This window comes from Propionicimonas sp. (assembly GCF_034927565.1).
Taxonomy (GTDB): Bacteria; Actinomycetota; Actinomycetes; order Propionibacteriales; family Propionibacteriaceae; genus Propionicimonas.
Genome location: NZ_JAYFPT010000008.1, coordinates 17,660 through 41,466, shown reverse-complemented (window position 1 = coordinate 41,466; position 23,807 = coordinate 17,660). Strand labels below are relative to the sequence as shown.

Annotated in this window: 22 protein-coding genes; 9 read left to right on the top strand and 13 right to left on the bottom strand. The window is 68.4% G+C overall.

Annotation, left to right across the window (positions count from 1 at the left end; genetic code table 11):
- Positions 1-168 precede the first annotated feature (168 nt).
- The 4 genes from VB080_RS02185 to VB080_RS02170 all read left to right on the top strand — a co-directional run bounded on the left by VB080_RS02185 (position 169) and on the right by VB080_RS02170 (position 4,143).
- Positions 169-1,953 (top strand): alpha-amylase family glycosyl hydrolase, encoded by a 1,785-nt coding sequence (locus VB080_RS02185; protein WP_323416782.1) that lies wholly within the window; start codon positions 169-171, stop codon positions 1,951-1,953.
- Between the two features lie 224 nt (positions 1,954-2,177).
- Positions 2,178-2,549: a GntR family transcriptional regulator gene (locus VB080_RS02180; protein ID WP_323416781.1), complete on the top strand. Its 372-nt coding sequence runs from the start codon at positions 2,178-2,180 to the stop codon at positions 2,547-2,549.
- Positions 2,546-3,454: an ABC transporter ATP-binding protein gene (locus tag VB080_RS02175; protein WP_323416780.1), complete on the top strand. Its 909-nt coding sequence runs from the start codon at positions 2,546-2,548 to the stop codon at positions 3,452-3,454. Before VB080_RS02180 ends, VB080_RS02175 begins: the two co-directional genes overlap by 4 nt.
- Positions 3,451-4,143: a hypothetical protein gene (locus tag VB080_RS02170; protein ID WP_323416779.1), complete on the top strand. Its 693-nt coding sequence runs from the start codon at positions 3,451-3,453 to the stop codon at positions 4,141-4,143. The genes VB080_RS02175 and VB080_RS02170 overlap by 4 nt, the downstream gene beginning before the upstream one ends.
- 15 nt (positions 4,144-4,158) lie before the next feature.
- On the opposite strand, the gene VB080_RS02165 is transcribed toward VB080_RS02170, so the two are convergent.
- The 5 genes from VB080_RS02165 to VB080_RS02145 all read right to left on the bottom strand — a co-directional run bounded on the left by VB080_RS02165 (position 4,159) and on the right by VB080_RS02145 (position 10,625).
- A complete protein-coding gene (locus tag VB080_RS02165) occupies positions 4,159-5,127 on the bottom strand; it encodes a carbohydrate ABC transporter permease (RefSeq protein ID WP_323416778.1) in 969 nt (322 codons plus the stop codon).
- A complete protein-coding gene (locus VB080_RS02160) occupies positions 5,124-6,050 on the bottom strand; it encodes a sugar ABC transporter permease (RefSeq protein WP_323416777.1) in 927 nt (308 codons plus the stop codon). The genes VB080_RS02165 and VB080_RS02160 overlap by 4 nt, the downstream gene beginning before the upstream one ends.
- A gap of 85 nt (positions 6,051-6,135) precedes the next feature.
- Positions 6,136-7,560 (bottom strand): ABC transporter substrate-binding protein, encoded by a 1,425-nt coding sequence (locus tag VB080_RS02155; protein ID WP_323416776.1) that lies wholly within the window; start codon positions 7,558-7,560, stop codon positions 6,136-6,138.
- A 40-nt stretch (positions 7,561-7,600) separates the two neighbouring features.
- Positions 7,601-9,319 (bottom strand): glycoside hydrolase family 13 protein, encoded by a 1,719-nt coding sequence (locus VB080_RS02150; RefSeq protein ID WP_323416775.1) that lies wholly within the window; start codon positions 9,317-9,319, stop codon positions 7,601-7,603.
- Positions 9,320-9,620: 301 nt separating this feature from the next.
- Positions 9,621-10,625, bottom strand: coding sequence for a LacI family DNA-binding transcriptional regulator (locus tag VB080_RS02145; protein WP_323416774.1), 1,005 nt, complete (start codon positions 10,623-10,625; stop codon positions 9,621-9,623).
- A gap of 213 nt (positions 10,626-10,838) precedes the next feature.
- On the opposite strand from VB080_RS02145, the gene VB080_RS02140 reads away from it, so the two are divergent.
- Genes VB080_RS02140 through VB080_RS02130 form a run of 3 tightly spaced genes read left to right on the top strand, consistent with a single transcriptional unit; the run spans position 10,839 to position 13,555 of the window.
- A complete protein-coding gene (locus tag VB080_RS02140) occupies positions 10,839-11,858 on the top strand; it encodes an ABC transporter substrate-binding protein (protein WP_323416773.1) in 1,020 nt (339 codons plus the stop codon).
- A 4-nt stretch (positions 11,859-11,862) separates the two neighbouring features.
- Positions 11,863-12,777, top strand: a complete 915-nt coding sequence (locus tag VB080_RS02135) for an ABC transporter permease (protein ID WP_323416772.1) — start codon at positions 11,863-11,865, stop codon at positions 12,775-12,777.
- The gene (locus tag VB080_RS02130; protein WP_323416771.1) at positions 12,770-13,555 is read left to right on the top strand and encodes an ABC transporter ATP-binding protein; all 786 of its coding nucleotides are present in this window, start codon (positions 12,770-12,772) and stop codon (positions 13,553-13,555) included. The genes VB080_RS02135 and VB080_RS02130 overlap by 8 nt, the downstream gene beginning before the upstream one ends.
- 113 nt (positions 13,556-13,668) lie before the next feature.
- Here the strand turns inward: VB080_RS02130 and VB080_RS02125 are convergent, their stop codons facing one another.
- The 4 genes from VB080_RS02125 to VB080_RS02110 all read right to left on the bottom strand — a co-directional run bounded on the left by VB080_RS02125 (position 13,669) and on the right by VB080_RS02110 (position 17,120).
- Positions 13,669-13,959, bottom strand: a complete 291-nt coding sequence (locus tag VB080_RS02125) for a chorismate mutase (protein ID WP_323416770.1) — start codon at positions 13,957-13,959, stop codon at positions 13,669-13,671.
- A 172-nt stretch (positions 13,960-14,131) separates the two neighbouring features.
- Positions 14,132-14,683, bottom strand: a complete 552-nt coding sequence (cysE, locus tag VB080_RS02120; protein ID WP_323416769.1) for a serine O-acetyltransferase — start codon at positions 14,681-14,683, stop codon at positions 14,132-14,134.
- A gap of 166 nt (positions 14,684-14,849) precedes the next feature.
- Entirely contained in the window at positions 14,850-15,782 is a 933-nt protein-coding gene (cysK, locus tag VB080_RS02115) for a cysteine synthase A (protein WP_323416768.1), read from the bottom strand.
- A 30-nt stretch (positions 15,783-15,812) separates the two neighbouring features.
- On the bottom strand, positions 15,813-17,120 hold the full coding sequence (locus VB080_RS02110; RefSeq protein WP_323416767.1) for an O-acetylhomoserine aminocarboxypropyltransferase/cysteine synthase family protein: 1,308 nt from the start codon (positions 17,118-17,120) through the stop codon (positions 15,813-15,815).
- Positions 17,121-17,516: 396 nt separating this feature from the next.
- On the opposite strand from VB080_RS02110, the gene guaA reads away from it, so the two are divergent.
- On the top strand, positions 17,517-19,082 hold the full coding sequence (gene guaA / locus VB080_RS02105) for a glutamine-hydrolyzing GMP synthase (RefSeq protein ID WP_323416766.1): 1,566 nt from the start codon (positions 17,517-17,519) through the stop codon (positions 19,080-19,082).
- 358 nt (positions 19,083-19,440) lie between these two features.
- Here guaA and VB080_RS02100 read toward each other — a convergent pair whose 3' ends face one another.
- The 4 genes from VB080_RS02100 to VB080_RS02085 form a co-directional block, all read right to left on the bottom strand.
- Positions 19,441-20,274: an NYN domain-containing protein gene (locus VB080_RS02100; RefSeq protein WP_323416765.1), complete on the bottom strand. Its 834-nt coding sequence runs from the start codon at positions 20,272-20,274 to the stop codon at positions 19,441-19,443.
- Between the two features lie 192 nt (positions 20,275-20,466).
- Positions 20,467-20,745, bottom strand: coding sequence for a PspC domain-containing protein (locus tag VB080_RS02095; RefSeq protein WP_323416764.1), 279 nt, complete (start codon positions 20,743-20,745; stop codon positions 20,467-20,469).
- A 15-nt stretch (positions 20,746-20,760) separates the two neighbouring features.
- Positions 20,761-20,943, bottom strand: coding sequence for a hypothetical protein (locus VB080_RS02090; RefSeq protein WP_323416763.1), 183 nt, complete (start codon positions 20,941-20,943; stop codon positions 20,761-20,763).
- Complete coding sequence (locus VB080_RS02085; protein ID WP_323416762.1) at positions 20,940-22,112, bottom strand: PspC domain-containing protein; 1,173 nt, start codon at positions 22,110-22,112, stop codon at positions 20,940-20,942. The genes VB080_RS02090 and VB080_RS02085 overlap by 4 nt, the downstream gene beginning before the upstream one ends.
- Positions 22,113-22,401: 289 nt before the next feature.
- On the opposite strand from VB080_RS02085, the gene VB080_RS02080 reads away from it, so the two are divergent.
- Positions 22,402-23,742, top strand: coding sequence for an ABC transporter substrate-binding protein (locus VB080_RS02080; protein WP_323416761.1), 1,341 nt, complete (start codon positions 22,402-22,404; stop codon positions 23,740-23,742).
- Positions 23,743-23,807 lie beyond the last annotated feature (65 nt).

Sequence of the window (23,807 nt, the reverse complement as noted above, 5' to 3'; positions counted from 1 at the left end):
CAGCCTATCCAGCCCCCTCGCCCCACCCCCGTTTGTGCGGGGTTCAGCCGGGAAAGTGTGCTCCAGTTCTGGACCGAACTCCGCACAAACGGGGGTGGTGGGGGTGGGAGAGCGATGAGCAGAGATGAGAGTCTGTTCATCCGTCCATCGAGTGCGCAACCATGAGCCATGAGCACTGATCGCCTGCCCGGGATGGGCGCACTGGTGGCCGCGGACGGGATCGGCTTCCGGGTCTGGGCGCCGCACGCCACAGCGGTGGCGGCGGTGGGCACCTTCAACGACTGGGACGCCGCCGCCACGCCGCTGGAAGCCGAGGACGACGGCTACTGGTACGGCTTCGACGCCCGGGCGAAGGTGGGCGACGAGTACCGGTTCGAGCTGGTCAACGGCGAGCAGCGGCTCTCCAAGATCGACCCCTACGCCGCGCAGGTCACCAACTCGGTGGGCAACGGGGTGATCTACGACCACGCGAGCTTCGACTGGGAGGGGGACGACTTCCGCTGCCCGCCCCACAACGAGCTGGTGATCTACGAGCTTCATGTCGGCACCTTCGCCGACGACAACCCCGACGGCGTCGGCGACCTGCACGATGTCGGCGAGAAGCTTGACCACATCGTGAAGCTGGGCGCCAACGCCATCCAGATCATGCCGGTGGCCGAGTTCGCCGGCGACTACTCCTGGGGCTACAACCCCGCCCACATCTTCGCCGTCGAGAGCGCCTACGGTGGCCCGGAAGCCCTGAAGTCGCTGGTGAAACAGGCCCACCGCCGCGGCATCGCGGTGATCCAGGACGTGGTCTACAACCACTTCGGCCCCTCCGACCTGAACCTGTGGCAGTTCGACGGCTGGAGCCAGGACGGCTTGGGTGGCATCTACTTCTACAACGACTGGCGCTCGGCCACGCCCTGGGGCGACACCCGTCCCGACTACGGACGCGGCGAGGTGCGGCAGTTCATTCACGACAACGCCCTGATGTGGCTGTCCGCCTTCCACGCCGACGGGCTGCGCTACGACATGACCCCCTACATGCGCAGCGTGGACGCCACCACCACCGACATCCCCGAGGGCTGGAGCCTGTGCCGCTGGATCAACACCGACATCCGGCAGCGGTACCCGGACAAGATCCTGATCGCCGAGGACCTGCACTCCGATCCGTCGGTCAGCTCGACCGATGACGACGGCGGCGGCTTCCACGCCCAGTGGGACGCCCAGTTCGTCCATCCGGTGCGGGAGGCGATCATCGTCGCCGACGACGCCTGGCGCTCCACCGCGGAGGTGGCCACGGCAATCGGCTACCGCTACGGTGGCGACGCCTTCGCCCGGGTGATCTACACCGAGTCCCATGACGAGGTGGCCAACGGCCAGGCCCGGGTGCCGCAGGAGGTGGACGCCGACGATCCGACCGGCTGGTACGCCCGCAAGCGCTCGACCCTGGGCGCCGGGCTGGTGTTCACCTCGCCCGGCATCCCGATGATCTTCCAGGGCCAGGAGTTCCTGGAGGGCGGCTGGTTCCGCGACGACGTCCCGCTGGACTGGGACCAGGATCAGGAGTTCTCCGGGATCGTCCGGCTGTATCGCGACCTGATCCGGCTGCGGCGCAACACCGCCGGGCGGACGGCCGGCCTGACCGGGTCGGGGCTGACGATCTTCCACAACAACGACGACGCCAACGTGCTGGCCTTTCAGCGCTGGCGCGACCACGGCCCGGGCGATGATGTCGTGGTGGTGGCAAACCTGTCCCGCGAGCCGTGGTCCGGTTACAGGATCGGCCTGCCCGCGGCTGGAACCTGGCGGCTGTTGTTCAACAGCGACGCGGCGGTCTACTCCGACAGCTTCGGCGACCATCCCAGCGGCGATCTGCTCGCTGAGGGAGAGAAGTATGACGGGCTGGACGCCAGCGCCGAACTCACCATTGCTGGCTACTCCCTGCTGATCTACGGCTGGAGCGGCTGAGGCCCGCTCCCTCCTCCGGGCCCCTCTGGCCGGCGCCTCATCGAGCGCCACTGTTCGCGCCGAGCGCTCGACCTTAGGGTGGGGCGGTCGGCGCGTAGGCAGGCGCTCGGTTCTGGAAGGGGAGCGGTCGGCGCGTAGGGGTGGCGGTGAGTGCCGAGGGTTGACGTCCGTCCGGTTCGGTGGTTACCTAGTTGGGTAATGAACCATCGAACCTGAGGTTTGAGATGGACGAAGGACGGGCGCTCTTTCTGCAGATCGCCGAGCGGATCGAGGATTCGATCGTGGACGGCAGTCTGCCGGAGGAGACCCAGGCGCCCTCGACCAACGAGCTCGCCGCCTTCTACCGTATCAACCCCGCCACCGCGGCGAAGGGGGTGAACATGCTCGTGGAAGCCGGTGTCCTCTCCAAACGTCGGGGGGTGGGGATGTTCGTCGCAGCGGGCGCCCGGGAGGCGCTGCTCGCCCGTCGTCGTGCCACCTTTGCCGAGAGCTACCTGCGTCCCTTGCTCGCCGAGGCCGCCCGCCTCGGGCTGAGCCCCGACGAGGTCGCCGCCCTGATCCGAACCGATACCCCCACCGAAGGAGCATTCTCATGACTGCCGTGATTCAGGCCAGTCACCTCACCAAGCGGTACGGCGACACCCTCGCCCTGGACGGCGTCAGCTTCACCATCGAAGCCAACACGATCTACGGGTTGCTGGGACGCAATGGCGCTGGAAAGACCACCGCGATGTCGATCCTGACCGCGCAGAACTTCGCCACCTCGGGCACCGCCCGGGTGTTCGGCGAGAACCCGTACGAGAACGAGCGGGTGCTGCCCCGGATGTGTTTCGTCCGAGAGAGCCAGAAGTACCCCGATGACGCGACTGCGCGTCACGCGCTGAAAATGGCCAGCCTGTTCTTCGCGAACTGGGATGCCGCGTTGGCGGCGCGCCTGGTTGACGACTTTCAGCTCCCCATGAAGAAGCCGATCAAGAAGCTCTCCCGCGGCCAGCAGTCGGCAGTGGGGGTGATCATCGGACTGGCATGTCGGGCCGAGATCACCTTCTTCGACGAGCCCTACCTGGGCCTGGACGCGGTCGCCCGTCAACTGTTCTACGACCGACTGCTGGAGGACTACTCCGAGCACCCCCGGACGATCATCCTCTCCTCACACCTGATCGACGAGGTCGCGGACATGCTTGAACGGGTGATCGTGGTCGAACGCGGCCGGATCCTGCTGGACGACGAGACGGACGCCATCCGCTCTCGCGCGGCGACCATCGTCGGCAACGCTGAGGATGTCGAGAGGTTCGTCGCCGGTCGCGAGGTGATCCATCGCGAGAGCCTGGGTCGGGTTACCAGCGCCACGGTGTTCGGCGAACTGACCGAGACCGAACGTCAGCAGATCACTGGGACCGGGCTGGATCTCGCACCGGTCTCACTGCAGCAACTTGTCGTGCGGCTCACCATGCGTGACGACTGGAGCAATGGCAACGCCAAGCAGGAGGTGGCGGCGTGAACCGGGTGTTCAAGGTTGCGCGGATGCAGCTGATCAACAAGCAGACCTTCCTCTGGGTGCCGCTGATGATCATCGGCGGCGCCTTCGTGATCAGCTGGCTGATCTTCGCGATCCTGCGGCTTCCGACGGGCGCGAGCGGTTTCAACGGTGCCGCCCAGGCGCCGCTGTGGTACTTCGCCATCGTCGGCGTCCAGAGCCTCACCCTCACCTTTCCCTTCTCGCAGGCGCTGAGCGTCACCCGGCGGACCTTCTTCCTGGGCACGATGCTGGTGGCGGTCGCGTCCGGGATGGTCGTGGCGACGCTCTACGTCGTCCTGGCGCCGCTCGAGCGGGCCAGCAACGGCTGGGGAGTCCAGTCCGACATGTTCAACGTCGTCTGGGTCACCGATGGCCCGTGGTATCACGCCTGGGTGTTCTTCCTCGCCCTGACGATGGTCTTCTTCCAGGCCGGCCTCTGGGCGGCGACGATCTACAAGCGCTGGGGCGCCACGGTGCTGACGACGGTGCTGGTCGGCCTAGGGCTGGTTCTGGTCGGCCTGCTCGCACTGGTTGCCTGGCAGAACTGGTGGACTCACCTCGGCAGTTGGTTCGTCGTCCAGACCCCGCTCTCGCTGGGTGGCTGGATGTTGCTGCTATCCGCGGTGCTCGCGTCCTCCGCCTTCTTGGTGCTGCGGCGGGCGGTTCCGTAGCCGGGACGGGGCGGTTCAGCCCTTCACCGCCCCGCTCATCCCGGCGCCGCGCAGGAATGCCCGCTGGAAGACCAGGAACATGATCACCGGAACCACCGTCGAGATCGCCAGCGCGGCCAGGAAGACACCCAGGTCGGTCTGCGCCTGGATGCTCGGCAGCCGTACCGACAACGGCTGCAGATCGGGCTGCTTGAGCACCAGCAGCGGCCACAGGAAGTCCTTCCAGCTGGCGATGATCGCGAACACCGAGGCCACGCCGAGGATCGGCTTCGACATCGGCAGCACGATCGCGGTGAACAGCCGGAAGGGCCCGGCGCCGTCCACCCGGGCGGCCTCGAAGACCTCGTGGGGCAGTGAGTCGAAGAACCGGGCGACGATCATCACGTTGAAGGCGCTGGCCGCGGACGGCAGCCAGACCGCCCAGTAGGTGTTGAGCAGCGAGTGCCCGATCAGCGGCGGGTTCAGCACCGTGAGGTAGAGCGGCACCAGCAGCACCACTGCGGGGACGAACAGCGTGGAGATCACCAGGCCGTTCAGCAGCTTGGCGTACTTCGGCCGCAGCACCGACAAGACATAGCCGCCGGTGGTCGCCACCAGCAGCTGGAAGAACCACGACCCGGCCGCCAGTACCACGGTGTTGAGGAAGTACCGGTTGATCTGCACCTCGTTCCACGCCCGGGTGAGGTTCTCCCAGCGGATGCCGTTCGGGAACAACGCCAGCGGGGTACGCAGGATGTCCTGGGTGGGAGTGACCGCGAACTTCACCAGCAACAGCAAGGGCCCCAGGCAGGCGACCACCAGCAGGACGAAGAGCACAACGTTGATCACGCCCAGCGACACCGCTACGGCGGGGCTGCGCCGGTCGGACTCCGACAACACACCGCGGTCGCCGGTGACCAGCGCCGCCCGGCTCCGGCGGCGCCTCCCGCCCGATGACGCGGCGCTCGCCGCCACGGCCGGCTGTGGATCGGTGACGGCACTCATGACTGACTCCAGGAACGGGTGAGCCGGAAGTAGACCAGCGAGAAGATCGCCAGGAAGACCGCCAGCATCATGCTGAGCGCGGTGGCGGCACCGTAGTCGGAGCCCAGTGAGGCGCCGAAGGCGTAGTTGTAGATCATCAGCAGGACGGTCAGGGTGGCCTTGTTCGGCCCGCCGCCGGTGAACAGGTAGGGCTCCAGGAAGACCTGCGCGGTGGCGATCAGCTGCAGGATCAGCGTGATGAACAGCACCCCGCGCAACTGGGGCAGCGTGACGTGCCAGATCTTGCGCCAGACCCCGGCCCCGTCCAGTTCGGCGGCCTCGTACAGTTCGCCCGGGACGCCGACCAGCGCGGCCAGATAGATGATCAACGTGCCACCGGCTCCGGCCCAGGTGGCTTCGAGAACCAGCGAGGGCATCGCCCAGGCGCTGTCGTTCAGCCAGGGGAACGGCCCCAGGCCCACCCACCCGAGCAGCTGGTTGAACACTCCGGTTGGTGAGCCGTCATAGAAGAATCGCCACAGCAGCACGGCGACCACCGGCGGCACCACGACCGGCAGGTAGGCCAGGGCGGTGTAGAAACCCTTCAGCCGCCGCATCTCGTTCAGCAGGACGGCGCCGATCAGCGGCAGCGGGAACCCGATCAGCAGTGCCAGCAGAGCGAAGTAGCCGGTGTTGCGGATCGCGATCGGCAGGTCCGGGTCGGTCAGCACCCAGACGAAGTTGTCCAGGCCGACCCAGGTGGAGGTACCGGTCAGGTTGGTCTCCTGGAAGGCCATCACCATCGACCGCAGGATCGGCCACAGCGAGAACAGCCCGAAGATGAGGATCATCGGCAGCGCGAACCCGAGCGTGGTGAGGCCGCCACGCCGAACCCAGCCGGTCAGGCTCGGCCGGCGACGGGTGGGTGACGGTGCGACTGTCATCCTGCTCCTCGATCGGTGGTGACCCTGGTGGGAGTCGTGGTGGGCCGGACCACTCTGGCTGATCCGGCCCACCGTTGCGGGCACCTCAGCGCTGGGCCTTGTTGATCGCGCGCTGCGCGGTCTTGGTGGCATCGGCCAGCAGGGCGTTGATGTCGGCGTTCTTGTCGGTCAGCACCGCCTGGACCGCCGGGTCGAGCGCGGCGTAGACGTCCTGGGTGGCCACGGCGGGCTCGTTGAGGATCGTCGCCGAACCGATCTTGTCGGTGAAACCGGTCATCTGGTCGAGTGGGACGTTGATCAGCGGCTTGATCCAGGCGCGGTACTGGGCGAGGTTCTCGTCGGAGAAGATCGGCAGCTCCGGGGTGCCGACCGGCTGTTTGTCGTCGAAGGCCTGCTGGTTGAAGGCCAGAGCGGCCTCTTCGCTGGTGTAGCGGGAGAGGTACCAGTGCGAGATCCACTTCGCGGCAGCCAGCTTCACGTCATCGGAGACGCCGGCCTTGACCGCTGCCATGGTGCCGCCGCCGAGGATGCCGGCGTCAGTGCCTTCCAGCGGGATCATGGTCAGCCCGTAGATGTCGGGGTTGATCGCGTTCGCCTGCACCAGGGAGGTGTAGACGTCCTGCCCGGAGGTGTACATGCCGACCTGGCCGGCGGCGAAGGCCTGGTTGATCGAGCCCCAGTCGTAGGTGAAGTTGGAGCCCATCGCGTTGTCGGCCCAGCGCAGGTCCTTCAGGAACTGCAGGGCTGCCTTGGTGGCGTCGTTGTCGACGGTGGCGGTCGCCTTGCCGTCCGTCCCGACCGTCTCCATCCGGCCGCCGCGGGCGTAGGTGGCCACGGTCAGTTGCCAGCCGCCGGTGTTGTTGGTGGCCATCTGGGAGTAGCCCGCCGCACCGGTCTTGTCGGCGATCTGCTTGGCGTAGCTGCGCACCTCGTCCCAGGTCGTGGGGGGCTTGTCCGGGTCGAGTCCGGCCTTGGTGAACAGTTCGCGGTTGTAGTGCAGGCCGATGCCGTAGACCGACTTGGCCGGGATCGCGTAGGCGTGGCCGTCCGCACCCTGACCGTACTGCAGCACGTTCGGATTGAACGCGCCACCGAAGGGGAATTCGGTCAGGTAGTCGTTCATGTCGGAGATCTGGCCGTTGGCGATCAGCGCCTTGGCGTCGGTGAACGGGATCTCGAAGACGTCGGGCAGGGTGCTACCGGCGAGGTCGGCGGCGAAGGTGGTCGCCTTCCACTCATATTCCTTGGTGGTGACCGTGATGTCCGGGTTGGCTGCTTCGAACAGCTTCACCTGATTGGCGAGGTTCTCCTGCGCCTCGGGGGTGGCGCCGGGCAGCAGGCCGACGACGGTGAGGTCAACGTGGACCGGGGCGGAGTTGGCCGGCGGTTCGGAAGAAGTTCCCGGTGCCGGCGCTGACGGGGACGGTGTGGTGGCACTGCAGGCGACGGCGGAGGCCGCCAGGGCGACCACCCCAAGGCCTGCGATGGCCCTGCGGATTGTTGCGGACATCTTCGTCGGTTTCCTTTCTCGGCGTGGTCCCGCCCGGTAGCTACCTGGTGGGCTCGCGGTGGTCAACTGGTTGGGGATCGGGATCGGGGAGTCGCAGCCAGGCCGCGCTGTCGGTGTCGAGGCGGTGGTCGGACAGCGGCCGGCTGGCCAGGAGTATCCCGGCGTCGACCGGCAGCCGGACGGGGGCGCTGCCGAGGTTCACCACGCAGCCGAACCGGCCACGGGTGAAGGCGAGCACATCGGGGCCGAGTTCCCACCAGGCGAACCGGCCGGTGCGCAGGTCGGCGGTTTGCCGGCGCAGTCGCAGCGCGCGGCGGTAGAGCCACAGCATCGACTCGGGGTCGGCGTCCTCGGCATCCACGGCGTACTCGCCCCACCAGGTGGGCTGGGGTAGCCAGGGCCGGGTGGGGGCGAGCACCCGCCCCGCGGCGGCGGGTAGGCCGGGAACGGGGGTGGAGAAGCCGTGATTGGCAGCTGGGTCGGCGGTCCAGGGCAACGGGACGCGACAGCCGTCCCGGCCCGGGTCGGTGCCGCCGGAGCGGTAGTGCATCGGATCCTGGATGACGTCCAGCGGGAGCTCCTCGTCCTCGGGCAGGCCGAGTTCGTCACCCTGGTAGAGGTACAGGCAGCCCGGCAGCGCGGCGGTGAGCAGGCAGGCTGCCCGGGCGCGGACTCGTCCCCGTTCCAGGTCGGTGGGCGTGCCGAATCGCTTGGCGGCGAAGGCGAAGGAGGTTTCCTGCCGCCCGTAGCGGGTGACCGGGCGGGTGACGTCGTGGTTGGAGAGCACCCAGGTGGCCGGCGCTCCGACCTCGCGGTGGGCGGCCAGGGTGGCCTCGATCGAGGCGCGCAGTTCGGCGGCCTGCCAGGGCCGGGACATGAAGTCGAAGTTGAACGCGGTGTGCATCTCGTCGGGACGCAGGTAGGCGGCGAACCGCTGCACGTCAGGCAGCCAGATCTCGCCGACCAGCACCCGGGGCGGGTGATAGGAGTCGGCGATCCGACGCCAGGAACGGTAGACGTCGTGGATCTCATCACGGTCGATGAACGGGTGCTGGCCGGGTGGGATGGACGCCTCGTCGGCCGGCGCCTCGGGGAAGGACGGGTCCTTGATGATCACCGCGGCGGAATCGATCCGGATGCCGGCCACCCCTCGATCGAACCAGAACCGCAGTACCGCCTCGTGCTCGGCGCGCACCTCGGGGTGGGTCCAGTTCACGTCCGGCTGTTCGGGGGTGAACAGGTGCAGGTACCACTCGCCGGGGGTGCCGTCGGGGTTGGTGGTGCGGGTCCAGGTGGCGCCCTGGAAGCTGGACACCCAGTGGGTGGGGATCTGCGAGCCGTCCTCGCCTGCGCCGGGGTGGAACCAGAATCGGGCGCGCTCGGGGGAACCAGGCCCGGCGGTGAGCGCTGCCTGGAACCACGGGTGGACGTCGGAGATGTGGTTGGGGACGATGTCGATGATGGTGCGGATGCCGAGCTCGGCGGCCTCGCGGATCAGCGCCTCGGCCTCCTCGAGGGTGCCGAAGGCGGGGTCGATCCGACGGTAGTCGGCGACGTCGTAGCCGCCGTCGGCGAGTGGGGAGAGGTACCAGGGGGTGAACCAGACCGCGTCCACCCCGAGGTCGCGGAGGTAGGGGAGCCGGGAGCGGACGCCCGCCAGGTCACCGGTGCCGTCGCCGTTGCCGTCCGCGAAACTGCGGGGATAGATCTGGTAGATGACGGCATCCCGCCACCAGTCCTGCGCAGCCGACGCGACCACGGGACCCCCTCGTCCGACTCGAAACACCGACACCGGGTTGGTGTGTGACGGCACTAACGTAAGAGATCGACTAAAAGAACGCAAGAACTCGACTGACTTGTTATCAAAATGCGACCATCTGATCGGAGCCGAGCCTGGCTCGACGAATGGTTGCGCTGTTCCGCTTCGCGGGGAGAGCAGCTGCGCGAGGCCAGCGGACGGGCGCACTCTGCAACCCGCCCGCAAGGCCCCAGGTGCGGGTGGGCTCCGGGGATCGGATCGTGGGGCTACGGGTGTTGACCGGCTCTGCCGGCAGGCCCGGTCAGCGCCGGGCGGCGGTGGAGGCGCGGACCACCAGTTCGGGCTCGAACAGCAACTCCTGGGTGGGCGGCTGGTCACCGCCGATCATCCGGGCAAGCAGGTCGACCCCCGCCCGCCCCATCGGTTCGATCGGCTGCCGGACGGTGGTCAGCGCGGGCTCGGTGGAGTTCATCAGGGCGGAGTCGTCATAGCCGACCACCGACACGTCCTGCGGCACCTGCAGGCCGGCTCGCCGGACCGCCCGGATCGCGCCCAGCGCGAGCATGTCGGAAGCGCACGCGATGCCGGTGGCCCCGGCGTCGAGCAACTGGGCACAGGAGGCCTGGCCGGCCTCCAGCGAGTACTGGCTGTGCACCACCAGGCTGGGGTCGAGGCTGCGGCCGTGGCGGCGGGCGAGCCGTTCGGCTCCGGCCAGCTTGAGCTCGGAGGGGACGTGGTCCTCGGGGCCCAGCAGCAGCCCCACCCGCTCGTGTCCGAGCGAGAGCAGGTGCCCGAGGGCCTGCTCCATCGCCAGCCCGTCATCGCAGGAGACCCGGGCGAAGGGCATCGCCTCGACCGCGGCGTTGATCAGCACCACCGGCAGGCCGAGGGAGTGCAGTCGGCGATAGTGGCTGTGGTCGGCCGCCCGCTCGGAGAACAGCCCGCTGACGAAGATCACCCCCGAGACGTGCTGGTCGAGCAGCAGGTCGACGTACTCGGCCTCGGTGATACCCCCTGCCGAACGGGTGCAGAGCACCGGCGTGAACCGCTGCTGCGCCAGCGCTCCGCCGATCACCTCGGCAAAGGCCGGGAAGATCGGGTTGCCCAGCTCAGGCAGAGCCAGGCCGACCAAACGGTTGCGGTCGCCGCGCAGCTTGGTCGGGCGCTCATAGCCCAGCACATCCAGGGCGGTCAGCACCGCATCCCGGGTGGCCTGGGAGACCCCCGGACGTCCGTTCAACACGCGGGAGACCGTCGCCTCGCTGACGCCAACCTTGTCCGCCACCATGGAAAGCCGACCTGCCATGCCTGCAAGTGTACGCAAGTTCTTGCGTCGCGCACTCTCGGTGCGCAAGCCAGACCCCCGGCCGCTGCTGCGATGAGGGCTGCTGACCATCGTTCGCATTCCGGCACTGAGCGGCTGCGGAGACCGCTAGCATTTCCACATGTGAGATTGGTGTCTCGAACTCCGAACGCCCTATCCTGCATGCCTACCCCTTGAACCCGAGAAAGATCTGGTATGAAGCGCTCCCCGGTCGTCCTCGCTGGCACCGTCACCGCACTGTCCCTGCTGTTCGCCGGCTGCGCCTCGGGCGCGGCGCCGAGCGGGCAGACCTCCAGCCAGCCGTCGGAATCGTCCTCGCCGGCTTCATCGGCGCCGGTGAAGGAGTACAAGATCGGGATCACCCAGATCGTCTCCCACGCATCTTTGGACGCAGCGCGCGAAGGCTTCAAACAGGCCTTCGCCGATGCCGGCCTGGAGGTGACCTTCGACGAGCAGAACGCGCAGGGAGACCAGGCGACCGCCACCAACATCGCCAACAAGTTCAATTCCGCCGGGCTCGACCTGGTACTGGCCATCGCCACACCCACTGCCCAGGCGAGTGCCCAGGTGATCACCACGACGCCGGTGCTGTTCACCGCGGTGACCGATCCGGTCGCGGCGCAGCTCGTGGCCAGCGCCGAGGCCCCGGGCGGCAACGTCACCGGCACCTCGGACCTGAACCCGGTCGCCGAGCAGATCGCGCTGGTCAAGAAGGTGGCGCCGAACGCGAAGATGGTCGGCGTGCTCTACAGCTCCGGCGAGGTGAACTCCGAGGTGCAGGTGAAGCTCGCCCGCGAGGCGGCGGCCGCCGAGGGTCTGGAGCTGGTCGAGAAGACCATCACCGCCACCGGTGAGGTGCAGCAGGCGGCGTCCTCTCTCGACGTCGATGCGATCTACGTCCCCACCGACAACAACGTGGTGGCGGGCCTGGAGGCAGTGATCCAGGTGGCCGAGAGCCGCAAGATCCCGCTGATCGCCGGTGAGGGCGACTCGGTCGCCAAGGGTGCGTTGATCACCTACGGCATCGACTACACCAAGCTGGGCTACCAGACCGGCCAGATGGCGATCCGCATCCTCACCGAGGGCGCCGACCCGGCCACCATGCCGGTGGAGACCCTGAAGGACGTCAGCCTGGTGGTCAACCAGGACGCGGCAGCCCGGATGGGCGTCGAGCTCCCCGCCGATCTGCTGGCCCAGGCCCAGGTCGTCGGCTGAGACGATGCTGGGCGCGCTCGACCTGGGGCTGATCTTCGGCCTGATGGCCCTCGGGGTGTACCTCACCTTCCGGGTGCTGGACTTCCCGGACCTCACGGTCGACGGCAGCTTCACCACGGGCGCGGCAGTTGCGGCGTCCCTCATCATTGCCGGCCAGGCACCCCTGCTGGCCACCGCGGTCGGGGCGGCGGCGGGCGGGGTGGCTGGTCTGGTGACCGGCCTGCTGCACACCAAGGGCGGGATCAACCCACTGCTGGCCGGCATCCTCACCCAGATCGCGCTGTACTCGATCAACCTGCGGATCATGGGCAAGGCCAACCTGCCGATGCTGCGGGAGACCACCCTGTTCTCCGGGCTGCGGGATGCCCAACTGCTGGGCAGCTGGGTGTCGGTGCTGATCCTGGCGGTCGTGGCGCTGGCCTTCCTGATCCTGGTGGACTGGTTCCTCAACACCGAGATCGGCATCGCGCTGCAGGCCACCGGCGACAACGAGCGGATGATCCGCGCCCAGGGGGTCTCGACCGACTTCACCAAGATCCTCGGCCTGGTCATCTCCAACGCCCTGGTCGGCCTGGCCGGAGCGCTGATCGCGCAGTACCAGGGCTTCGCCGACATCGGCATGGGTATCGGCCTGATCGTTGCCGGGCTGGCGTCGGTGATCATCGGGCAGGCACTGGTGGTCAGCCGCCGGTTCGTCTTCGCCACTCTGGCCGTGGTGGTCGGTTCGGTGGTGTACCGGCTGATCATCCAGCTGGCGCTGGAGCGGGGCTTCGACCCCAACGACATGAAGTTGATCTCCGCCGTCCTGGTGATCGCCGCCCTGCTGCTGCCGCGGCTGGGCGTCTTCCGGGGATGGCGGACGCGGCGGCGCGAACGCCTGCTCGCCAAGGTCGCGCGGGAGGAGGAAGCCCGTGCTTGAGCTCCATGAGGTCACCCAGATCTTCTTCCGGCACACCGCCAACGAGAAGGTGGCGCTCGACAAGCTCTCCCTCACCCTGACCGAGGGCGACTTCGTCACCGTCATCGGCTCCAACGGCGCGGGCAAGTCGACCCTGCTCAACGTGGTCGCCGGTGAGCAGCGTCCGGTGTCGGGGACGGTGTCGATCGACGACCGCAACGTCACCCGGCTGCCGGTACACAAGGTGGCCCGCTATGTCGGACGGGTGTTTCAGGATCCGACCGCCGGCACCATGCCGCACGGCACCATCGAGCAGAACCTGGCGATGGCCTGGGCCAGAGGCCGCCGGCGCGGCCTGCGGCGGGCGGTCACCCGGGCCAAGCGGGAGATCTTCCGCGCGGAACTGGCCCGACTCGAACTCGGGCTGGAAGACCGGATGCGCACCGACGCCGGGCTGCTCTCCGGCGGACAGCGCCAGGCGCTCTCGTTGCTGATGGCCGCGTTCACCGGGCCGCGCCTGTTGTTACTGGACGAGCACACCGCCGCCCTCGACCCCGCCCGGGCCGCGTTGGTGATCCGGCTCACCCGGGAACTGGTGGAGCGGCACGGCCTGACAACCCTGATGGTCACCCACAACATGCAGCAGGCGTTGTCAATGGGCAACCGGCTGATCATGATGCACGAGGGCAGGATCATCCACGAGCTCGCGGGTGCTGCCAAGCAGCAGGCGACGGTGGAGGATCTGCTCCGCCAGTTCGAGAAGATCAAGGCGGTCAGCGACCGCACCCTGCTGTCCTGACCGATCGGGGTATGACCCAGGGTGGAACAGTCCCCAGGTGAGTCCTGCCCCATCTGCTGTCACCGGGGCTGGCTCACCGCCGGCGAAGCGGCCCCGCGCCGGTCAGCCGGACGTCACTGCGCGTCAGCGGCGATGGCCTCGTGATGGCGGACCACCTCGGCCACGATGAAGCCCAGCAGTTTCTCGGCGAACTCGGGGTCGAGATTGCTCTCCAGCGCCAACTGCCGCAGCCGTGCGATCTGCTGCACCTCGCGTTCCGGATCGGCAGCCGCGAGCCCCCGTTCCCGCTTCAGGTAGCCGACTTGCTGGGTGATCTTGAAGCGCTCCGCGAGCAGGCAGATGATCGCGGTGTCGAGATTGTCTATCGAGCCACGCAGCCGCTCGAGATCGGGGTCGCTCTGCACGCGTCCAGCCTAGCCGAGGCCCTTCCCGCTCCCGGCCAGGGCGCGACAAGTCCAGCGCTGGAATCGTCCCACGCAGGATGCGCCGGCCCGGCACCAGGACGATCCAGGCCGCCGACGCAGGGTGCCGTCGCTCCCGCACGAGGGAGTCGCCGGCACCGTGGCAACGGGGGAGTCAGGCGACGATATCGCCGGGCGCGGTGTTGGCGGGGATACCGGTGACCACCGAGTTCGCGGGGACGTCCTTCACCACCAGAGCGTTGGCGCCCACCTTCGTCCCGTCCCCGACGGTGATCGGGCCGATGATCTTCGCGCCGGCGCCCAGCAGGACGTTGTTGCCGATCGTGGGATGGCGCTTGAACCGTCCGCGGGAGCGGCCGCCGAGGGTGACCTGGTGGTACATCAGGACGTCATCGCCCACCTCGGCGGTCTCACCGATCACCACGCCCATCCCGTGGTCGATGAAGAACCGGCGTCCGATGGTCGCCCCCGGGTGGATCTCCACGCCGGTGAAGAACCGGGCGAACTGGGAGAGGACCCGGGCCAGCGGCTTGAACACCGGCCCGCGCAGCCACAGTCGGTGTGCCAGCCGGTAGACCCAGACGGCGTGCACCCCGGGGTAGCTGAGCGCGACCAGCAGCTTCGAGGTTGCCGCAGGATCTTCGCGCATGGCGGCGTCCAGATCCTCCCGGATCCGGTTCCGGGCGGCCTTCAACAGTGGGTGCATGCGGCTCCGTCCATCATCGTGGGCCCATTGTCGCGCATCGGGACGAAGACGTCCGGCTGGTGGCGGACGCCGGTGGCCACCAGCCGCGGGAATGGCTTCGGCCCGCCCCGGAGATCCAAGGGGCGGGCCGAAGGTCATGGACGGCCTTTCCTGGCCGGGAACCGCGTCAGTCGAGCAGGTCGGAGTACAGCGGGGTGCTCAGGTAGCGTTCGCCCCAGTCGGGAGCGATCACCACGATGGTCTTGCCCGCGTTGGCCGGGTCTTCCGCAAGCTCCTTGGCAGCCCGTAGCGCGGCACCCGAGGAGATGCCCAGCAGCAGCCCCTCCTCCTTGGCGACCCGGCGGGCCCAGTCGAGGGCGTCGTCGGAGGTGACCTTGATGATGCCGTCGACGACACCGAAGTCCAGGATGGACGGGATGAATCCCGGGGAGATGCCCTGGATCTTGTGCGGGCCCTTCGGCTCTCCCGACAGTACCGCCGACTCGGCGGACTCGACGGCGTAGAGCTTCACCGACGGCTTGCGCTCCTTCAGCACCTGGCCGATGCCGGTGATAGTGCCGCCCGTCCCGACACCGGAGATGACGATGTCAACCGCGCCGTCGGTGTCGGCCCAGATCTCCTCCGCGGTGGTCTTGCGGTGGATCTCCACATTGGCCTGGTTGTCGAACTGGCGGGCAAGGATCGCGCCGGGAGTGGCGGCGGCGATCTCCTCGGCCTTGGCCTTCGCCCCGCCGATGCCGTCGGGGCCGGGGGTGAGGACCAGCTCGGCGCCGAGCGCCCGCAGCACTGCCCGCCGCTCCTTGGAGAAGGTCTCAGGCAGCGTGATGATCACCCTGTAGCCACGGGCGGCGCCCACCCAGGCCAGGGCGATGCCGGTGTTGCCGGAGGTTGCCTCGACGATGGTTCCGCCGGGCTGCAGGGAGCCGTCGGCCTCGGCGGCGTCGATGATCGCGACACCGATCCGGTCCTTCACCGAGTTGGCCGGGTTGTAGTACTCCAGCTTCGCCAGCACAGTGGCGGGGGCGTCGCCGTAGAGGCGGTTGATCTTGACCAGTGGGGTGCGACCGATGAGCTGGGTCGCGTCTTCGTAGTACGCCATTTCTTCTTCCTTGTGGGTTGTCGGAGGTACTCAGTGGGTGGTGGCGGAGGCCGGGTCGGCCTTCGCGAGGGCCTGCTCGAGGTCAGCGATCAGGTCGTCGGGGTGCTCGATGCCCAGCGAGAGCCGCACCATCTCGGGGGCGACCCCCGCGGCGACCAGTTCGTCCTCGGTGAGCTGGGAGTGGGTGGTGGTTGCGTTGTGGATGGCCAGCGACTTCGCGTCGCCGATATTGGCCAGGTGACTGAACAGCTGCAGGGCTTCGACGAACCGGCTACCGCCCTCGCGCCCAGCCCTGAGCCCAAAGGACAGAATGCCCCCATAGCCGCGTCCGGTGAAGACCCGGTCGGCGATCGCCTTGGACGGCGAGGACTCCAGGCCGGGGTAGTTCACCCAGGCCACAGCTGGGTGCTGCTCCAGATAGCGAGCCACAGCCAGGGCATTGGACGAGTGCCGCTCCAGCCTCAGGTGCAGGGTCTCCAGTCCCTGCAGGAATTGCCAGGCATTGAACGGAGAGATCGCGGCGCCGGTGTTGCGCAGCAGGACGGTGCGGGCCCGGATGATGTAGGCGGCCGGGCCGGCGGCCTCTGTCCAGATCACGCCGTGGTAGGCACCGTCCGGCCCGGTCAAGCTGGGGAAGCGGTCGGCGTGCGCGGCCCAGTCGAACTTGCCGGAATCGACGATGATGCCGCCGATCGAGGTGCCGTGACCGCCGATGTACTTGGTCGCGGAATGGACGGAAATGTCTACGCCGTGGTCGAACACCTTCGCCAGGATCGGGGTCGGCACGGTGTTGTCGACGATGAAGGGCAGGCCGAGGGCGTGGGCGGCCTCACCCCAGGCGTCAAGGTCGATGACGTTGATCGCCGGGTTACCGACGGTCTCGCCGAAGATCAGCCTGGTGCGGTCGTCGACGTGTGCGGCGAGGTCCTCGGGGTGCTCGGGATCGATGAACCGGGTCTCGATCCCGAACTGGGGCAGGGTGTGGGCGAACAGCGCGTAGGTGCCGCCGTAGAGCGTCGAGAGGGCGACGATGTTGTCGCCGGCTCCGGCCAGGGTGAGGACAGCGTAGTTGATCGCGGCAGAGCCGGACGCGGTGGCCAGCGCGCCCACGCCACCCTCCAGAGCGTTCACCCGGGTCTCGAAGACGTTCTGGGTGGGGTTCATGATCCGGGTGTAGATGTTGCCCGGCACCCGCAGCGCGAACAGATCGGCGGCGTGCTGGGTGTCGTCGAAGACATAGGAGGTGGTCTGGTAGATCGGGACGGCGCGGGAGTTGGTGGCCGGGTCGGCCTCCTCCTGGCCGGCATGGACGGCGAGGGTGTCGGGGTTGAGCGACATGGATGGATCTCCTTGTACTGCTTGGTTTTGTACGGCAGGAAAGCGGGGATGGGTAGGCAAAAGGGCGCCCTGTGATGACGGGCGTCGGATGGTGAGAGTTGGCCGGGCGGCAGGAATCAGCGCACGCGACAGCAGACCATCGACGGCATGCAGCGACAACACATGGAGGTGGTGCGCATGGTCGACATGCCTGCGATGCTACCCACCCGTCCAAAGCGTGGTCAATGAGGATCGAGGAGTGGACGTCCTTGGTTGCCGTTCGGATTGCTCGGGTGGGCACGGTCCCGGCGGGCGGGAAGGGACGGTTCCGGTGTGCCGGGACAGAGGGACGGTTACGGTGTCCCGGTCAGCTGGGCGGGTGACGGGCCGGTGGTACCCGGCCAATAGACTGCGCCCATGACCCCTGAGCATGACCTGGTGCTGGTCGTCGACTACGGCGCCCAGTACGCCCAACTCATCGCTCGCCGGGTGCGCGAGGCCAAGGTCTACTCCGAGATCGTGCCGCACACCACGAGCGTCGCCGACATCCTTGCCAGGCGGCCCCGGGCGGTCATCCTGTCGGGCGGGCCCAGTTCGGTCTACGACCCCGGCGCTCCCCAGCTCGACGGCGACCTGCTCGCCCACGACCTGCCGGTGTTCGGGATCTGCTACGGCTTCATGGCGATGGCCCAGGCGCTCGGCGGCACGGTCGCCCGCACCGGGCAACGGGAGTACGGCCGCACCACCGTCGAGGTGCTCGAACCCGGACGACTGCTGGCCGGCCTGCCGGCCACCCTCACCTCCTGGATGTCGCACGGCGACGAGGTCACCGGCGCCCCGGCGGGCTTCCGGGTGACCGCCCGCTCGCCCCGCGCCACGGTCGCGGCGATGGAGAGCACCGACCGTCCGCTGGCCGGCGTCCAGTGGCATCCCGAGGTGCTGCACTCCGAGCACGGCCAGCAGGTGCTGGAGCACTTCCTCTACGACATCGCTGGCTGCCGGCCGACCTGGACGAGCGCGAACATCGTCGACGAGCAGGTGGCACGAATCCGTGCCCAGGTCGGCGGTGACCGGGTGATCTGCGCGCTCTCCGGCGGGGTGGACTCCGCCGTCGCGGCGGCTCTCGTCCAGCGCGCGGTGGGCGAACAGTTGACCTGCGTCTTCGTCGACCACGGCCTGTTGCGGGCCGGCGAACGCGAGCAGGTCGAGCACGACTTCGTCGAGGTCACCGGTGCCGCATTGCGCACCGTGGATGCCGCCGACCAGTTCCTCGGTTTCCTGGCCGACGTCACCGATCCGGAGACCAAGCGGAAGATCATCGGACGGGAGTTCATCCGGGTCTTCGAGGCCGCCGAGCGCGAGGTGATCGCGGCGGCTCCTGAAGGCGCGCCGGTCCGGTTCCTGGTGCAGGGCACGCTCTACCCCGACGTGGTGGAGTCCGGTGGCGGCGACGGGGCGGCCAACATCAAGAGCCACCACAACGTCGGCGGCCTGCCGGACGACCTGCAGTTCGAGCTGGTCGAGCCGCTGCGCACCCTGTTCAAGGACGAGGTTCGCGAGGTCGGCCGCCAACTCGGCCTGCCGGAGAAGATCGTCGGACGACATCCCTTCCCCGGTCCGGGACTGGCGATCCGGATCATCGGCGCGGTGGACGCCGAGCGGTTGCGGATCCTGCGCGCGGCCGACGCCATCGTCCGCGAGGAGACCACCGCCGCCGGACTGGACTCCTCGATCTGGCAGTTCCCGGTGGTGCTGCTGGCCGACGTCCGGTCGGTCGGGGTGCAGGGCGACGGTCGCAGCTACGGCCATCCGGTGGTGCTCCGGCCGGTGACCAGCGAGGACGCGATGACTGCCGACTGGGGACGCCTGCCGTACGAGGTGCTGGAGCGGATGAGTACCCGGATCACCAACGAGGTGCTCGAGGTGAACCGGGTGGTGCTGGACGTGACGAGCAAGCCCCCAGCCACCATCGAGTGGGAGTGAGCGCCAGCACACCCGCCACGATCGCGTGGGAGTGATCAGAAAGCCACCGCCGCCACCGATGAGTTCCCGACGCCCAGCACGATCGCGTGGGAGCGACAGCCGTCGATGCGGGCCACCACCACGAAATCAGACACCTGCCACGATCGCGTGGGAATGACACCGGCACACCCGCCACGATCGCGTGAGGAAGCGGCTGGCCCTTCTCGTCCCGACTTGCTGGCTGGCATACCGGTCTGCCTTCCTGCCATCCCGGCGCTGGCCGGAACCCCGATCCCGTGCCCGGTACCCGGCGCGCTGAGTCGCCGCTCCCGTGCCCTGCGCCCGCCGTGCGGAGTCCCCGATCCCGCCCTGGCGTACCTCAGTCCGCAGTTGTCGGCTCGCTCGCCGCGGCCCGTCTGGGGGCTGCGGTCTTCTTTGCCGGGGTCGGCTGGGCGGCGGCAGCGGCCTTCTTCTGACCTGGTTTCCGCACCGGCACGGTTCCCTTGACGCCCACCCGGGTCACCGAACCATTGGTGTCGACGGTGAGGTAGGGCTGGGCGTTGACCAGCGTGACCAGCCGGTCGAAGCCGTACAGCCGCGGGTCGAAGGAGGCGTCAGCCGCGCGCAACTGGCTGCCGACCGTCGAGAGGTGGGCCCAGCCGTCGTCACCGGCAGCGCGGTTGACCGCCTTCGTGAGGATGCTCTGCAGGTTGGGGAGGGGCGGCCCGGCCTCGATCGCCGCGGGCTCCGGCTCGGCCGGTTCGGCGGCCTGGTTCGCGCCCAGCAGTTCGAGGTAGATGAACCGGTCGACGGCGGCGACCAGGGATTCCGGGGTCTTGCGCAGGCCGAGGCCGTACACGGTCTTCCCGGATTCGCGCAGCCGGGTGGCCAGACGGGTGAAGTCGGAGTCACTGGAGACCAGCGCGAAGGCGTCCACCTCGCCGGAGTAGAGCAGGTCCATGGCGTCGATGACCAGGGCGAAGTCTGTCGAATTCTTGCCGGTCGTGTACGCGAACTGCTGCACCGGAGCGATCGCGTGCCGGTTGAGTTCCGGCTTCCAGCCGGCCAGCTGCGGGGTCGTCCAGTCGCCGTAGGCGCGCTTGACGGTTGCCCGTCCGAACTGGGCAAGTTCGTCGAGGATGTCGGCGACATGCTTCGGCGAGGTGTTGTCGGCGTCAATCAGGATCGCGATGCGATCGACGGTGTCAGGCACTCCGCGAGTCTATCCAGCGACGATCTCGCCCGGGTGGTACGCAGAATCCGGGCGATCCTGGCGACCTGAGTGGATTATCCACGCGAGTCGGCCGGATTGCCCGGATTCTGCAGAGCAGGGACGGTCATCTCGGAGACCCTGGGCGGAGACCGTGTGCGGCTGGTCAGCGCCGGGACGGCGCGGTCAGCGCGGTCAGCGCAGGTCGTCGCCGTTGTGCGGGGCGCCGGATGAGCCGCCGGAGCCGTTGTTGAACAGCTTCTTGGCCTCGTCGACCCCAGTCGGGCCGCCCTGCTCGAGCGGGAGTATCGCCCACAGCACGAGGTAGGCGACCCAGCCGACCTGGGTGAAGATCGCGAGCAGCACAGTGACGACGCGCACGATTCCGGAGTCGACGCCCAGCGAGCGGGCCAGGCCGCCGCAGACGCCGCCGATGAATTTGTCCGATGCGGAACGGACCAGAGGTGTGTTCATTGTCTGTTTCCTTTCTTAGGTTCTGGTGTTCTTCTTGAGTGAGAGGATCAGCATCACGATCCCCAGCACGACGAGGGTGACCGGCGCGGCCCGGCCGATCCAGGCCCAGCTGATGCCGCCGAAACAGGCCCACAGGGCGATGGCCCCGAGGATGCAGGCCAGGCTGCCGAGCCCGAAGGCGGTGATGTCGGGTTTCATGAGCGCACCGTCAGGTTTCCTGCCCCCACGTTGATCTCGAGCCGGAGAGTGGGGCCGTCCGCCTTGCCGGTCGCGATCTCCCGGGAGCCCGACTGGGCCAGGCCGTCGTACTCCGTGCCGACGACGGTGGCCTGGCCGGCGTTGACCGTCCAGTCAACCTGGGAACGCGTGCCGACCGGAAGCTTGACGTCGATATCGCCCGCGCCCAGGCTCACCTGCAGGGTGGTGTCCTCGGTGAGGGTGAGGTCGGTGAGGTCGAGGGTGACGTCGCCTGCGATGCTCGAGACCTGCGCGGGCAGGTCGGCGGCGGAGCTGATCGTCAGCGCCCGGTCCCCGGGCGGGCCGAACCGGGTGAGCGCCGGGCCGGCCATGGTGAGCAGCGTGGACAGCATCACCACCACGGTCACCGTCCCCATCAGCCGGGGCCGGCCCCGCCAGGTGGCGACCAGCAGCGTGATACCGAGGCTGAGCAGGACGGCAGCCAGATAGGGCAGCGCCGGCGAATGGAAGGCCGGGCTCAACCCCAGCATGGCCACCGACCCGGTGCCGACGGCGGCCAGGCCGAGGGCCAGCCACCACAGCCGTGCCGGCCCGCGTCGCCGGGCCGCCGGGACGAGTTCGCCGCCGGCGGCGACCGGCCGGCCTTCCGCGGCTAGGTGCATGGTCGTGGGAGCCACCGGGGTGGCAGGGACGGGCAGTGCGCCGATCTGCTGCTGGTGCTCGATCAGGCGGTGCTGCCAGGCCTCGGCGGCCCGCTCGAACGGGGTGGGCTCGGCGGTACGGGTCTGGGCGGTCTGACCGCGCTTGCGGGCGATCAGCAGCCAGAGGCCGAGAACCACCAGCATCGGGAAGACTGCGCCGCCGGAGAAGCCGCCGAGCAGGGCGAAGGCTCCAACTCCGGCACCGATCACGGCAACCACGAGGGCGGGTGTCGACCAGCTACGGGTGAAGGGGAGCAGCCGCCGCACGGGCGCCTCGGCCTCACCCTCACGGGGGAGCAGCGCGATGCAGGCGCCGTAGGCGATGGCGCCCAGTCCGGAGACGAAAGACAGCACCACCACGGCGATCCGCAGCAGGTTGGGGTCGACATTCCAGCGTCGGGCCAACCCGGCGCAGACACCGGCAACCACAGCGTCGCCACCTGCCCTGCGCACCGGGAGATTCTCCATGCGTCCATTCTTGATGGCCGGCTGCGCCCTCACCATGGGGGACAACCCTGAACACCCCCGCCCGGATCACTGAGTCCCGTGCCGTCGTCACGGTGCCGCACAGCTGGGCAGGCCGCGTCCTACCGGCCGCCACAGTCCGCTGACGCGGTGTCCGTTATCGAACTGCAATCAACCGGCAGTGCAAGCTGCTTGACTCTGAGAGCGCTTCCATTGTGGAATGGAAGCGCTCTCAGAGTGCCCTCCACAGCGGGCACCGGAGCGGTTGCAGTCACCAGACGAAGGAGTCCAGATGCACTCTCACACCCTGCTACGAGCGACGGCGGCGGCCGCCTGCGTAGCGATGCTCGCCGCCGGCTGTTCCTCCGGTAGCCCCTCGCCGTCGGCGAGTCAACCCACCGCCGACGGTTCGGCTTCGCAGGCTCCAGCCGAGCAGATCACCCTGACAGTCGCCACCTTCAACGAGTTCGGGTACGACAACCTGCTGGCCAAGTACACCGACACCCACCCGAATGTGACGGTGAAGGAGAAGAAGGCGGCGACCTCGAACGAGGCCCGCGAGAACTTCATGACCAAGATCGGTGCCGGCTCGGGGCTGTCCGACATTGAGGCCGTCGAGGTCGACTGGCTGACCGAGATCATGCAGGCCTCCGACAAGCTGGCCGACCTGAGTTCGCCCGACGTCCAGGGACGCTGGCTGGACTGGAAGGCCGCGCAGGCCACCACCGCCGATGGCAAGCTGATCGGCTACGGCACCGACATCGGTCCGGAGGGAGTCTGCTACCGCTCCGATCTGTTCGCCGCGGCCGGCCTGCCGACCGATCGTGACGAGGTGGCCAAACTGCTGGGCACCTGGGACGACTACTTCGAACTGGGCAAGAAGTTCGTGGCCAAGTCGGACGCCGCCTGGTTCGACTCCACCGACGCCATCTTCCAGGGCATGGTGAACCAGGTCGACAACGCCTTCTCGTCGACCGCGCCGGAGGAGACGATCATCCCGCTCGACCAGAACACCGCCATGAGGCAGATGTACGACACGGTCATCAAGGCGGCGCAGGATGACGATCTGTCCGCGCACCTGGCTCAGTGGAGCACCGACTGGACGGCTGCCTTCCAGGTGCAGGCCGCGGACGCCGCCAAGAAGCCGACCTTTGCGACCATGCTCTGCCCGGGCTGGATGCTCGGCGTCATCGAGGGCAACGCTGCCGGCCTGGAGGGCTGGGACATCGCCAACGCGTTCCCCGGCGGCGGTGGCAACTGGGGCGGATCGTTCCTGGTCGTCCCCGCACAGGGACCGAACGTCGAGGCTGCCAAGGAACTGGCTGCCTGGCTGACCGCTCCCGAGCAGCAGATCGAGGCCTTCAAGCTCAAGGGCACCTTCCCGAGCCAGGTCGAGGCGCTGAAGAGCCCGGATCTGCTGAGCGTGACGAACCCGTTCTTCAACGACGCCCCCACCGGCCAGATCCTCGCTGACCGTGCGAACGCCGTGACGGTGAACCCGTTCAAGGGCCCGCACTACTTCGCGATCCGGCAGGCTATCTCCGACGCCATCAACCGGGTGGATGTGGACAAGACCGACGACCGCGAGGCCTCCTGGGCCAAGGCGGTTTCCGAGGTCGCCGCTCTCGGCTGACCCGCCGTCGCAGCCGGTGGCCGGGATCACGACAGTTCCCGGCCACCGGCCGCCCATCCGAACGT